General features: G+C 50.9%; 9 protein-coding genes and 1 pseudogene. 5 read left to right on the top strand and 5 right to left on the bottom strand.

Going from position 1 to position 13,516, the window contains the following annotated elements; all coding sequences use genetic code 11:
• Window positions 1-1,821 carry a protein translocase subunit SecD gene (secD, locus tag C9I99_RS01235; RefSeq protein WP_107347025.1) on the bottom strand — a complete coding sequence of 607 codons (1,821 nt, stop codon included), beginning with the start codon at window positions 1,819-1,821 and terminating at the stop codon, window positions 1-3.
• A gap of 226 nt (window positions 1,822-2,047) precedes the next feature.
• A complete protein-coding gene (locus C9I99_RS01230) occupies window positions 2,048-2,587 on the bottom strand; it encodes a hypothetical protein (protein WP_133638198.1) in 540 nt (179 codons plus the stop codon).
• A gap of 309 nt (window positions 2,588-2,896) precedes the next feature.
• Between C9I99_RS01230 and C9I99_RS01225 the strand changes: the two genes are divergently transcribed.
• The 5 genes and pseudogenes from C9I99_RS01225 to C9I99_RS01205 form a co-directional block, all read left to right on the top strand.
• On the top strand, window positions 2,897-3,769 hold the full coding sequence (locus C9I99_RS01225) for an NAD(P)-dependent oxidoreductase (RefSeq protein WP_107347023.1): 873 nt from the start codon (window positions 2,897-2,899) through the stop codon (window positions 3,767-3,769).
• Window positions 3,770-3,941: 172 nt separating this feature from the next.
• Complete coding sequence (gene xdhA / locus C9I99_RS01220; RefSeq protein ID WP_107347022.1) at window positions 3,942-5,387, top strand: xanthine dehydrogenase small subunit; 1,446 nt, start codon at window positions 3,942-3,944, stop codon at window positions 5,385-5,387.
• A complete protein-coding gene (gene xdhB / locus C9I99_RS01215) occupies window positions 5,380-7,764 on the top strand; it encodes a xanthine dehydrogenase molybdopterin binding subunit (RefSeq protein ID WP_107347021.1) in 2,385 nt (794 codons plus the stop codon). The genes xdhA and xdhB overlap by 8 nt, the downstream gene beginning before the upstream one ends.
• Window position 7,765: 1 nt before the next feature.
• Window positions 7,766-8,566 (top strand): xanthine dehydrogenase accessory protein XdhC, encoded by an 801-nt coding sequence (xdhC, locus tag C9I99_RS01210; RefSeq protein WP_107347020.1) that lies wholly within the window; start codon window positions 7,766-7,768, stop codon window positions 8,564-8,566.
• Window positions 8,563-9,837: pseudogene (locus C9I99_RS01205) on the top strand (nucleobase:cation symporter-2 family protein); the annotation flags it as partial. The gene xdhC and the pseudogene C9I99_RS01205, both read left to right, overlap by 4 nt.
• A gap of 167 nt (window positions 9,838-10,004) precedes the next feature.
• Here the strand turns inward: C9I99_RS01205 and C9I99_RS27100 are convergent.
• The 3 genes from C9I99_RS27100 to C9I99_RS01190 form a co-directional block, all read right to left on the bottom strand.
• Window positions 10,005-10,148: a hypothetical protein gene (locus tag C9I99_RS27100; RefSeq protein WP_166645342.1), complete on the bottom strand. Its 144-nt coding sequence runs from the start codon at window positions 10,146-10,148 to the stop codon at window positions 10,005-10,007.
• A 589-nt stretch (window positions 10,149-10,737) separates the two neighbouring features.
• The gene (locus C9I99_RS01195; protein WP_107347017.1) at window positions 10,738-12,108 is read right to left on the bottom strand and encodes a S8 family serine peptidase; all 1,371 of its coding nucleotides are present in this window, start codon (window positions 12,106-12,108) and stop codon (window positions 10,738-10,740) included.
• Window positions 12,109-12,306: 198 nt separating this feature from the next.
• Window positions 12,307-13,515, bottom strand: a complete 1,209-nt coding sequence (locus C9I99_RS01190; RefSeq protein WP_107347016.1) for a NupC/NupG family nucleoside CNT transporter — start codon at window positions 13,513-13,515, stop codon at window positions 12,307-12,309.
• Window position 13,516: the final 1 nt, after the last annotated feature.

Below are 13,516 nucleotides of genomic sequence, written 5' to 3'. Positions count from 1 at the left end.
TTAAATTCGCACCTCACGTCGAGCATCACGGCCCCACACCAAATTGATAATGGCGCGGGAAGCAAAAATACCGGTAAACATACTGGTCATCAGTCCCAGCCCCAATGTCAGGGCGAATCCCTGAATAGGGCCATTACCAATCGCGTAGAGAACAACCGCAGTGATCATGGTGGTGAAGTTAGCATCGAAAATCGTACTAAAGGCACTACTAAAGCCCCGGTCGATTGCTTGAGATAAACTGCGGCCTTCTCTTAGCTTGTCGCGAATACGTTCGAAAATAAGTACGTTAGTATCTACGGCCATACCGACAGTCAACACCAAGCCGGCAATACCCGGCAGCGTCAGTACCGCCCCTGGGATCATAGCAAGCAGGCCAAACAGCATCACCATATTGAAGACCAGTGCGACATTTGCTACCCAGCCAAGACGTCGGTACCACAAAGCCATAAAGATCAATGTCAGGCCCAGACCCAATGCCAATGCGGCAAAACCGTTTTCAATATTTTCTGCACCCAGTGTTGGGCCAATCGTGCGCTCTTCAACAATTGTTACTGGTGCTGTTAGAGAACCTGCGCGCAGTAACAACGCCAACTCTTGAGCATCTTGCATTGAGCCAGCGCCGGTGATTCTGAAGCGGTTACCCAGTTGGCTTTGAATCGTTGCCACACTGATGATCTTGTTCTCTTGAACCGCATTACCGTCGCTGTCACGGCTGTATTCGCTAAAAGCTGTAGCCATTGGCTTACCGATGTTCTGGCGTGAGAAGTCAGACATAATCTTGCCACCAGCACTATCAAGGTTGATGTTCACTTCAGCCATGCCCATCTCGCCAAAGCTGGCACGGGCATCGACGATATGATCACCACTCAAAATAGGCTTACGTGCTACGCGCACAGGCTGCCCATGCTCATCATTGATGATCATTGTGCTGCCACTGCCCAGCTCACGAACCGGATAAAAAGCCAAGCTGGCTGTTGCACCGATAACACTTTTGGCTGCCGCAGGGTCTTGAACACCTGGTAATTCGATACGGATGCGGTTTTCACCTTGGCGCTGCACCAAGGCTTCGGTGATACCCAGCTCTTCAATTCGGCTGCGCATGGTTTGCAGGTTTTGCTGAACGGTCAGGTTTCGAAGCTGCGCTTGCTCATCGCCTTTTAGCGCCAGTTTCACACCATGGCCTGAGTCATTGGTCACTTGCCACTGAGGATAGTTTTGGCGAATGAACTGGCGAACTTTACCATTGGCTTCGCTATTAGGCAGGCGGACAACCAAAGTATCAGAAGCCACAGATTCAATCCGGGTATTTCGAATACCTTGCGTGCGAAACTCCTGACGCAATTCATCTTGAAGTAAATCACCCTGTGCTTGATACACCTGGTTCATGTCCACATCTAACAAGAATTGCACACCGCCGCGAAGGTCCAAACCTAGCTTGATGGGTGCAAATCCCATCCCCTGCAACCATGCTGGCGCGGCCGGTGTCATCGCTAACGTTAATTGCGAATCACTTTTAGGTCCCATTTTTTCCGCCAACACTGTGCGGGCCAGTGTTTGCTGGGACTCATCGGCAAGCACAACCAACGTACTATCAGGCTGCTGGTCAATACGCTTAATCGCAATATCATGCTGCTTCAACGTGTTCTGTAGTTGCACAACATCGGGAACAGGCACGCCTTTGGCTGAAACTTGTACGGCAGCATCTTCACCATACCACGTTGGGATTGCGCTTAGCGTCATCACCACCAAGGTGACGATAAGAACGACATATTTCCAAGCGGGGTAATGGTTCAATAACCGCTGAGGGGCTTTTTTTCTCATATTTTTACCACTGTTTTGTTGCCCCCGTTACGAGAGCACAACTCACTGCTTTTCAATCAATTTGAAAAGCAGTATCAATACCGCCCTCACGAGTTAATCGCTTCAAAGCCATGAGCTAAAAAACTAAGTCGCAGTGCTCAAAGCAGCGATACCCTAAGCGAAGCAATAACAAGCAAGGTTTACATATCCTGACCTTTTAACGGGCAAGGAATAAAACGATGTCAGGCTAGGCCAACGGGAGGCGGTGGTGGTAAACGGTGTATATCAGGTTAGATTCTTTCCAGCCGGAAATACGGCCTGAAGGGGGGGAGGTGTTCAGTGTCCAATCTAGCGCTGGCTGCATGTCGACCCGGAAGCCTTTGGCAAAGCTCGGGACAGGGTCGATAGGCAACTCAATCGCCAATTGATAAGCAGGTTCAACCTCTTCTGGATCATGGCGCAGCAAGCTTGCAAAACGGCTAGAGGTTACAATAGCAAGGTCAAGACTGCGGTCATGGTTGGAGTGTTGATTGTTATTCGATTGGGAATTGCGGTGAACGTCTATTGCATCAACTAAGTCGGTCTGATCCAACTTAAACAGTGCATTCAGATCTGTTTGAGAAGCGTCAAAAGGTAAGTTCTGGCTTCCGGTGGCAATAAAGCGATCAAAAGAGGTGGATTGTGCTAACGGTTGTGAAAACGCCATCGGCATATAACGATCAACGTCATTGTCAACACCGCTATAAACACTATGCTGCTGTTCTGCGGTAGCATTTGATACAGACATGATTGAACCTGCATGGCTAGGCCATACAAATCCCAAACACACTATCAGCATCAAAACTCTTAACACAGAAGCCAGCATAAAATAGCCATTACAGAATAACTTTCTGCATCATAGGGGCTGTGCCAGTGATTCACAAGAAAAGAATGCGTTTGCCCACATTTTTTTAGTTATTTTTTGACAAGTCCATATGTGCTATATATCGAAGCAAATCCATGGTATTTCTAGCCTATTTCCAAGATACTGAAAAACCACATAATCATTATCACCTTCACCGTTACACTGTAGCGCTTATGCTAAGGGAAGCAAATCATGACATCATATACAATTGCATTTATCGGACTGGGCACCATGGGCTTCCCGATGGCAGGTCACCTTGCTAATGCTGGTCATCATGTAACCGTATACAACCGTACCACCGAAAAAGCAGAGAAGTGGGTAGAAACTTATGCCGGCAGCTACGCCACAACGCCAGCCGCTGCGGCGGAAGGGGCTGACTTTATATTTACCTGCGTCGGTAATGATGATGATTTGCGCCAAGTATATTGTGGTGAAGATGGTATCCTCGCATCGGCAAAGCCAGGTGCAATACTTATTGATAACACTACCGCCTCAGCAGAGGTCGCCAAAGAAATTGCAGAACAAGCCACCGATTGCCAACTCAGCTTCCTTGATGCGCCGGTTTCCGGTGGCGAAGCTGGTGCAGTGAATGGCTGCCTTACCGTCATGGTTGGCGGCGATAGCAAGGTCTTTGAACAAGCCAAGCCGGTTATAGACTGCTTTGCCAAAGCCACCACCTTGATGGGTGGGGTCGGCTACGGCCAAGTTACCAAAATGGCTAACCAGCTTTGTATTGCCGGTATTCTGCAAGGGTTGTCAGAAGCGATTACATTAGCGAAATCTGCAGGGCTTGATATCGAGCAAATGACCGAAGTGCTCAAGCACGGTGCGGCAGGATCTTGGCAGTTGGAAAATCGCGCGCAAACCATGGCAGAAGATAAATTCGACTTCGGCTTTGCCATTGACTGGATGCGCAAAGATCTGGGTATCTGCTTTGAAGCCGCAGAAAAACTTGGTGTTGAGCTGCCACTCGCCAAGCAAGTCGACCAAAAATATGCTGAACTGCAACAACGGGGATTCAACCGGGCCGATACCTCGGTACTTATCAAGCAATTTGATAAATAAATCTCCTTTCACATGTGGCAAAACTCGCCATGATCCTATACAGCAACTCAGGCGAGTTCACCTGAGTTGGCTGCGCTAGCTCCTTCCCGCCATAAGATCTTTACCCATTTTCCCCCCCCCTGCCATACTTACATCAACCTCCTTTTCACCCGAGCCAAATTAGGGAGTTGCCTTGATAAAATTCTTACTCAATCAGGAACTGCGTCAGGAAGAGCGACTCTCGCCGAATATGACGGTGCTCAATTACCTACGCACTGTCGTCAACAAAACCGGCACAAAAGAGGGCTGCGGCTCAGGCAACTGCGGAACCTGCACTGTCGTATTGGCAGAATTAACCAACGATGACCAACTATCCTATCGTGCAATCAATGCCTGCACAGTTTTTGTCTCGGCCCTTCATGGTAAGCAGTTAATTACCGTCGAAGCGCTGCAGGAGCAGGACGGTTCACTCCATCCTGTCCAACAGGCGCTGGTTGATCACCACGGCTCGCAATGTGGTTTCTGCACCCCTGGGATCATCATGTCGCTGTTTGCCCTTACCAAGCACAACCCGCAGCCTAGCCGCCGGGAGGCAACCGAGACGCTCTCCGGTAACCTTTGCCGATGCACCGGATACCGCCCTATCCTTGATGCCGCGCTGTCACTGGGAGGTCGCTATCCAATCCGGGATCCGTTCGGCGAACAAAGGCAATCAACAATCAGCAAACTCAAGGGCCTGCGTCATGAGCCGGGCGCTTTGGCTCTTGGCAACCTCAACTGCGATATCCCCGCAACGAGCGATGAACTGGCCAAGCAACTACTGATCAACCCGCACGCTCGGCTTATCGCCGGCAGCACCGATGTGGCTATGGAGGTAACCCAGCAACACAACCGGGTCGAGAGCCTCATCGATATCAGCCACGTGTCAGATATGAAAACTATCGTCGAGACCGATGATCGGCTGGTGATCGGGGCCAACGTCCCGCTCAGCGATTGCCGTGAACACCTCGCCCGCACCTACCCGGACTTCGGCGACCTGCTCGGCCGCTTCGCCTCGCAGCAGATACGCAACCATGCCACCATGGGCGGTAATATCGCCACAGCCTCACCGATCGGCGATACCCTGCCGCCACTAATTGTCCTCGGTGCCACACTCACCCTGCGCAAAGGCGATACCACCCGCGAACTGGCGATTGAAAAGGCATTTCTGGGCTACCGCAAAACCGCACTGCGCCCCGGTGAATTTGTCGAAACCATCAGTATCCCCAAACCGGATGGCCGTGAATTATTCCGCTGCTATAAGGTGTCCAAACGCCTCAACGATGATATTTCGACCGTCTGTGCCGGCTTCAACATCGGGATTGACCATGGCATCGTCGCCTCTGCGCGGATCGCCTACGGCGGTATGGCCAACGTCCCCAGACGGGCAACTCACTGCGAGCAGCACCTGCTCGGCAAGCGCTGGGACAGCACCACCATCGACGGCGCGATGGCCTCCCTTGAATCGGATTTCACCCCGTTGTCTGATAGCCGTGCCAGCAACGTCTATCGCAGTCAGATAGCCGCCAACCTGCTCTACCGTTATTTCATCGAACAACAAAACGGACAAATCGAAACGAGGGTGACCACTTATGGCTAATCTCAATCCCCCGTCTCCCGATTCTGGTGATCATGCCGCGAAGACAGAGCCACAGCAGTCGTCGGGTGTCGACCGCAGCCTGCCGCATGAAAGTGCCAGAAAGCATGTTACCGGTGAAGCCGTCTTCGTCGATGACCGCCTCACTTTGCGGAACCAACTTCACCTCTATGTCCGGCTGAGCCCCCATGCCCATGCCAAGATCACCCGACTGGACACCGGCCCCTGCTATGATGTCGACGGTGTCGCACTGGTGGTAACCAGCAAGGAGATTCCCGGCGAGCTTGATATCGGCACAATTTTCCCCGGCGATCTCCTGCTCGCCGACGGCAAGGTGGAGTATGCCGGCCAGCCCGTACTGATCGTGGCCGCCGATGATCCGGACACCGCCTACCGGGCCGCTCAGGCGGCAAACATCGACTATGACCCTTTACCGGCCACGCTCGACATCAAGGAGGCGCTGGCGAAAAACCAGCTTGTCAACGATAAGCGCTGGCAAAAGCGGGGAAACGCCAAGCACGCGCTCGCCAACGCCCCCCATGTCATCCATGGAGAGATCAATATCGGTGGTCAGGAGCATTTTTATCTGGAGCCACAGGCCAGCAGTGCCGTCCCCACCGAAGATGGCGGCATGATAGTTTACGCCTCCACTCAAAACCCGACCGATGTCCAGCGGTTGGTCGCCAAGGTACTCGGAACCCAGATGTGTAATGTGGTGGTCGATACCCGCCGCATCGGCGGTGGCTTCGGCGGCAAGGAGACCCAGGCTGCCGGTCCGGCTTGCATGACAGCAGTAGTCGCCCACCTCACCGGGCGGCCAGCCAAGATCTGCCTTTACCGCCATGATGATATGATCATGACAGGCAAGCGCCACCCCTTCTATAACCGCTATACCGTTGGCTTTGACGATAACGGTACTGTTCAAGGTATCGAGATCACTTTGGCCAGCAGCTGTGGCTACTCGCCGGATCTCTCGGCGGCTATCATGGATCGGGCCATGTTCCATTCCGATAATGCCTACTACCTCGGTGATGTCAGCATCAACGGGTACTGCTGCAAGACCAATATTGCCTCCAATACCGCCTGCCGCGGCTTCGGCGCACCTCAGGCCATGGTGACCATCGAGACTGTCATGGACGAGATAGCCAGTTATCTCGGCAAAGATCCGCTAGAAGTACGCAAAGTCAATTTCTACGATGACGATGCCGGGCGCAATACCACCCACTACTACCAGACGGTTCAACACAACCTGCTGAAAATCGTTACCGAACAGGTCGAGACCAGCGGCAACTACCATGCACGCCGCAAGGCTATCAGGGAATTCAATCGCCGCAGTCCGATATTAAAAAAAGGTCTGGCAATCACCCCGATAAAATTCGGTATCTCCTTTACCGCCTCTTTTCTCAACCAAGCCGGTGCTCTGATCCATCTCTATACCGATGGTAGTATCCACCTCAACCACGGCGGCACCGAAATGGGACAGGGGCTAAATACCAAAATTGCCCAGGTGGTCGCTGAGGAGTTTCAAGTCGGCATCGAGCGGATCCAAATCAGCGCCACCCGAACCGACAAGGTGCCTAACACCTCGGCGACCGCCGCCTCTTCAGGGGCCGATCTGAACGGCAAAGCGGCGCAAAATGCCGCCCGGATCCTCAAACAACGGCTGATCACCTTCGCCAGCGAACATTTCCAAACCAATGAGGATGAAATTGTATTTCGCAACGGTTCGGTTGATATCGGCGACAAAACGCTATCGTTTGAAGAGCTTGTCCAACTGTCGTACTTCAACCAGATCTCGCTCTCCAGTACCGGGTTTTACCGTACCCCCGATGTTTATTACGACGAAGAACAAGCCCGCGGCCGCCCCTTCTACTATTACGTCTTCGGCGCGGCCTGTAGCGAGGTCATCATCGACACCCTGACCGGCGAATACAAGGTCCTGCGGGTCGATATTTGCCACGATGTTGGTTCATCTATCAACCCGGCTATCGACCAAGGACAGGTCGAAGGCGGCTTTGTGCAGGGGATGGGGTGGCTGACCACCGAGGAGCTGATATGGGATAAACAAGGAAGGCTGGTCACCGACAGCCCGTCCAATTACAAGGTGCCAACGATTGCCGATATTCCCATAGACTTTCGCGTCAGTCTGCTGGAAAACAACCGCAACCCGGAGCAAACCATCTTTCATTCCAAAGCTGTCGGCGAGCCACCGTTCATGCTGGCGATTTCGGTGCTGGGGGCACTGAAAAACGCCATTTCCTCGACCTCGGAAAGCGGCATTGCCCCTAGGCTCGATACACCGGCCACCCCGGAGCGGGTGCTGCAGGCGATCAAAGCGCTCAGTAGCAAAACACCTGGCTGTTCATCTTCGGGCTCTTGATATGAATGACGATAGCTGGATCCATGCACTGGCCCGTCTTGATGAACAGGGCGAGCCCTGCATCATGGTCACCGTCCTGGAGCAGCAAGGCTCGGTCCCACGCAATACCGGCACCAAAATGCTGGTCACCCATAATGAGATCTTTGCCTCCATCGGTGGCGGGCATCTCGAATATCAAGCCATCCAGATAGCGCGGGAAATGCTTGTTGCCGATGATACCCAATTGAGAACCGAGCGCTTCAACCTCAGCGCACGGCTCGGCCAATGCTGCGGTGGGATTGCCACACTTTGCCTCGAACCCATAGTGCAACCAAAATACCACCTTGCCCTCTTCGGGGCGGGCCACGTCGCAAAGGCCGTGGTGAAAATCATCGCTTCCCTGCCCTTCAATATCAGCTGGATTGACCAGCGCAGCGACATGTTTCCGGCCCAGCTTCCTCCCGGTGTTAATCCAATCGTCAGTGACGATCCGGTCAGTGAAGTACGGCAAATCCCCGACGGGAGCTATTACCTCGTCATGACCCATAGCCACCAGCTCGATCTCACATTGGCGCAGGCCATTCTGAAGCGGGGCGATTTTGCTTATTTCGGCCTGATCGGCTCAGCCACCAAATGCAAAAGATTCACCTACCGGCTCGACCAACAAGGCTTTAGCCAAGATACCATCCAGCGGATGACCTGCCCTGTCGGCTTAAGCGAAGTCAAAGGCAAGCATCCCACCGAGATTGCAATTTCCATTGCCGCCCAGGTTGTCGCCAGCTATCAGACGTCGCCACCGCCTACGGCAGAACAGCCACAATGAAGCTGCTCTACACGCTCAACCAACAACCGCCAACAGGCCTCGCCTTACTGCTGGCCATACAGCACCTGCTGGCTTCTATCGGCGGGATCGTCACCGTACCGCTCATCGTCGGCACCACCATCGGGCTTCCCACTGTGGACATTGTCGCCTTGATCAATGCCTCGCTGATGGTTTCCGGTATCGCAACCATTGTCCAGTGCCTCGGGTTCGGTCCGGTCGGTATCCGCTTACCGGTCGTCATGGGCTCCAGCTTTGCCTTTCTCGGCGTCGCTATTGCCGTTGGCAAGGAAGGGGGCATTGCCAGCATCATGGGAGCCTCACTCGTCGGTTCACTGGTGGTCATCGCATCGAGTTTTTACATGGACAAGATACGCCAACTCTTCCCACCAGTGGTTAGCGGCGTAGTTGTCACCCTGATCGGTCTGACCATATTGCCAGTAGCCATCAAGTGGATCGGCGGGGTGGCAGAAACCGATGCTGAGTTTGCCAGTTTGATGCCGCTATTGCTGGCCACTGTATCATTGGCTATTGTGGTGGTCGTCAGCGTCTACGGACGAGGTAATCTGGCAGCCGCCGCGATATTCTTGGGCCTTGCTGGCGGCTACCTCCTCGCCTTGTTACTGGGCTTGGTGGATCTGCACCCTGTCGCCGATGCCCCATGGTTTGGCCAACCCGCTCCCTTGAAGTACGGTCTGAGCTTCTCATGGAGTGCGATCGTCAGTATCAGTCTGGTGTATATCGTCGTGATTGCTGAGGCCACTGGCGATTTTATTGCACTTGGCAACAACTGCCATACCGATGTCTCCGGTAATGATCTCAAGCGCGGCCTGCTAGGTGACGGACTGGGTAGTAGCCTGGCTGCACTTTTAACGGCGATGCCGCTTGCTTCTTTTAGCCAGAATGTCGGCATTGTGAGCCTCACCGGCGTGGCCAGTCGCTTTGTCGTGGCAGTGACCGGTGGACTGCTGCTCCTCTCCGGCCTACTCCCTAAACTTGCCGCCTTGGCGGTCACAATTCCCAAGCCAGTTATCGGCGGCGTCGGCCTGGTTATGTTCGGGATGATTGCCTATACCGGGATAAGGATGCTGAGCAAGACGCAGGACAACAAACGCAATGCGCTCATCGTCTGTATCGGACTGGCATCCGGCCTGGCCGTTATCTTCGAGCCCCGCTTGCTCCAGCATTTTCCCTCAGAGCTCAACACCTTTTTCCATTCTGGCATTACTACGGGTACTCTGGTCACTGTCCTGCTGAATTTGGTTCTACCACAACCTCATACGGATGAGTAAGTCCCATATTAGGCTATTAGTAATACGGTCTAAGTCCCCTCGAAAATAACTAAAAAATAAGCTGCACACCAAAAATAAAGTAGGGGCCGCAGAAAATACATGGGCTGCTAACCAGCCTCATGCTTTTCGTTTTTTACAACACCCGTACTTTACAGCTTGATATCTACAGCAAAGTAAAATGAATCTAATTGATACATATTGCGCTCTTTCCAGTCATCCCAAGTATCAATAACACGGTAGCCAAGTTCAATACTGTATTTACCATTCAACGAGTACTGAATACCTGTTTGCACACCTACGTTCCAGTCATTATCTGAACCGTTGAAAATGCTGTAACCTGCGCTACCACCACTAAAAAAACCGTTTGAAAACAGAATTCAAAGATACGGATGAAAATGCGAAAGTCGTAGTGAAACTTGCTTAATTCACATTAATGTCCGAATGCTAACAAAATGATAAACAACTAAAAAATCAATAAATAGCCCAATATAGTTCCAGTGCTTAATCATTTATTGTTATTCAATTCACAATTTAGCATTTTCAAACTACCCTGAAACAATAACACCACCAATAATGAGGATTATTAAAAAGGATTTTTATTATAATAATGAGAACAATATGATTAGAGCTTACGCATACTTGTCTAAAAACAAACCGCACATCCACAAACTCAACATAACGTTAACATTTCTTATTTTCGCTTTTTGCTGTTACCAACTACTTGCTAATGAGAAGGTTACTTTTGGGCTAGGGCTCTTCTTCGTGGGTATTATGGTAACCTTGTTCAGTAAAGCCTCTTCTTATCGTCAGAAGTACTTGAGTAATGACTAGCTATCAATCAAGAGAAAACCTCATTCAAATGAACGAGGTTTTTACTAGAGATTAACCATCGATAATACCATTGCAGTTGTTATCTAAGCCATCATTTCGCCTTGGACCTTTTTCATTTCGAGAAGGGTTAACTTGTGCATTTTCATCATCACAATCATCAACCTCTAGGCAGTACCCATCCCCATCAATATCGGTACAAATGGGGTTTACACCGTCATCATTTCCCGGTACCCATTGTAATGCAGAATAAGCCTGCACTAATCCATGCCCGAAACTACTATCGTACCCTCGACTCCCCAAGTCCAAGGCAGACGCCTGCATTGCCTCTATCACGCCTTGATAGGTTTTACCACTAGCGAACAGCATCGCCGCAATCGCACTCACATGCGGTGCCGCCATGGAAGTACCTTGGAAAAAATAATAACCCGTTACATTATCAATGGTTGTTTCTTGCAGGACACCATCAGCATAACCATCATTGTTAGCATCGACTCGCGTGTCTCCGCCAGGTGCGACAATATCGAGTCCCTGACCTCTGTTGGAATAACTGGCCAGCCCATTATTATAATCCGTCGCCCCGACAGCGATGACTGAGGGATAAATTGCAGGGTAGCTGACATTTTTCCTGGAACCATCATTGCCAGCAGCGGCAACAACAACGACCTCATTCGTCGCTGCGTAGTCTAATGCAGGATCCATGACGCTATCGTTGGTTATTCCATATCTTGCATTTACGCCCAAGCTCATATTGATAACCTTAGCGCCATTATTTACAGCCCAATATATGCCTTCCGCAATATCGGCAAAGCTACCCGACCCAGAGTCATTCAGTACTTTAACCGGCATAATGCAACTCTCATATGCTAACCCTGACACGCCAATTGAATTATTGGTACGTTGGGCAATCGTGCCTGCCACATGGGTTCCATGCCCATTACCGTCTAACGGGAGGCCATCATTATTGACAATATCTCTCGGTGCGTCAGTGCACCCAATACCATCGTCATTACTTTCCGCAAGACCGGTATCCAACACAGCAACGATAACGTTGGCACCTGCACTTATTGTCCACGCAGTGTCCGCTTGAACGTTATCAAAATGCCACTGATAACTTGCCAAAGGATCATTGGTCGAATGGACAAAATGTTCAGCAACAAAGTTTTTTCCTGCCTTTCTACCTTTTGATTGTTGCTGTTTGATCTTATCTAACTCTTTTCCCTTATCGGCCCGAATCACCGAGAGCCCCGCGTTAGGATAATGGCGAATTAACGTTTCTCCACTTAACTCCTCGGGTAAGGCAGCAACAACCACTTCTCCGGCTCGAAAGGGAGCGCCGAGCTCACTGGCATGTGCGCTAAAATGAAAGCCGAGTACAGCCCCAAAGACTACAACGTGACATGACTTATCAAAAACCTTCTTCATGCTAACCTCCTAAACGACATGATGAGTGTAGCTAGTCGTATTCAGCCTTCATTGGGGAAAAAGCTAAAAATATTCAATAACAGACTTTTTTATCTTCGGGTCTCAGTTTTGATACACCCTCTGGAAGTCAACATAAACAACCTATACAAAAAAGCCGCCCTTTTGGGCGGCCTTGTATGTATGAAATATGGCGAGATATTAAAGACTAATGAAAATACCCGCTAAAGCAGCACTCATCAAGTTGGCCAGTGTCGCTGCCATTACCGCCTTAATGCCGAGGCTAGCAACATCACCACGACGCTCAGGTGCCATTACACCGATCGAGCCAATCTGGATTGCAATGGAACCAATGTTGGCAAATCCACACAATGCAAACGTAATGATGACTTGGCTGTTTTGAGATAGCGTCTCTTTGATGCTGACAAAATCAAGGAAGGCCACAAACTCATTCAGGATCATTTTCTGACCAATGAATGCACCAGCCTGTAGCATTTCTGAAGCCGGCACACCAATAACAAACGCTAGCGGTGAGAATAGGTAGCCAAGCATACCTTGCAGGGTCAGGTGCTCAAAGCCAACCCAAGAACCCACAGTTTCTAGACCTGCGTTAGCCATCGCAATCACGCTGACAAAAGCAATTAGCATGGTACCGATCGCTACAGCCACTTTCATACCGTTCATGGCACCTGCGGCAAGGGCATCAATAGCATTGCTGTGATCACTTGTTGCCATTTCAATATCAGTTTGCTCGACCGCGACACTCTGTTCTGGGACCAGCAACTTCGCCATCATCAAACTACCTGGTGCCGCCATAAAGCTTGCAGCGATTAGGTACTTCAGTTCCACACCCAAGCCAGCGTAACCGCCGAGTACACTACCGGCAACCGATGCCATACCACCTGTCATCACTGCGAACAGCTCTGAACGTGTCATCTGTGGTAGGAATGGTTTCACCAACAGTGGCGATTCACCTTGTGATAGAAAGATATTACCGGTCGCAACCAAGGATTCAGCACGGCTTGTACCCAACGCACGCTGAATACCACCACCGATCACTTTGATGATCCATTGCATCACGCCAAGGTAATAAAGAAGGGAGATAAGAGCACTAATGAAGATAACAAGAGGAAGGACGCGAATTGCAAAAATAAAGCCGGAAGTCGCTAGATCACCAAACAGGAACTTTATTCCTTCATCGGCAAAACCCAATACGCTAGCAACACCACTACTCATTGCTCCCAGCATCTTTTGCCCAACGGGGATATACAAGACCAAAGCGGCAAAGCAGGCCTGTAATAACAACGCCCCACCCACCGTTCGCCAGTTGATTGCTTTACGGTTTTCAGATAGCGCGTACGCGCACAATACCAGTATCAAAATACCGGCCAAACTAATTAACAACTGCATT

Origin of the sequence: Photobacterium lutimaris (assembly GCF_003025555.1) — a bacterium.
Classification (GTDB): domain Bacteria; phylum Pseudomonadota; class Gammaproteobacteria; order Enterobacterales; family Vibrionaceae; genus Photobacterium; species Photobacterium lutimaris.
This window is presented reverse-complemented; position numbering and strand designations above follow the sequence as displayed.

Coding starts and splice junctions, on each gene's coding strand:
- xdhB (WP_107347021.1), top strand. CDS start 5,380: ATGGCTAATCTCAATCCCCCGTCTCCCGATTCTGGTGATCATGCCGCG.
- C9I99_RS01225 (WP_107347023.1), top strand. CDS start 2,897: ATGACATCATATACAATTGCATTTATCGGACTGGGCACCATGGGCTTC.
- C9I99_RS01230 (WP_133638198.1), bottom strand. CDS start 2,587: ATGTCTGTATCAAATGCTACCGCAGAACAGCAGCATAGTGTTTATAGC.
- secD (WP_107347025.1), bottom strand. CDS start 1,821: ATGAGAAAAAAAGCCCCTCAGCGGTTATTGAACCATTACCCCGCTTGG.
- C9I99_RS01195 (WP_107347017.1), bottom strand. CDS start 12,108: ATGAAGAAGGTTTTTGATAAGTCATGTCACGTTGTAGTCTTTGGGGCT.
- xdhC (WP_107347020.1), top strand. CDS start 7,766: ATGAATGACGATAGCTGGATCCATGCACTGGCCCGTCTTGATGAACAG.
- C9I99_RS01190 (WP_107347016.1), bottom strand. CDS start 13,515: ATGCAGTTGTTAATTAGTTTGGCCGGTATTTTGATACTGGTATTGTGC.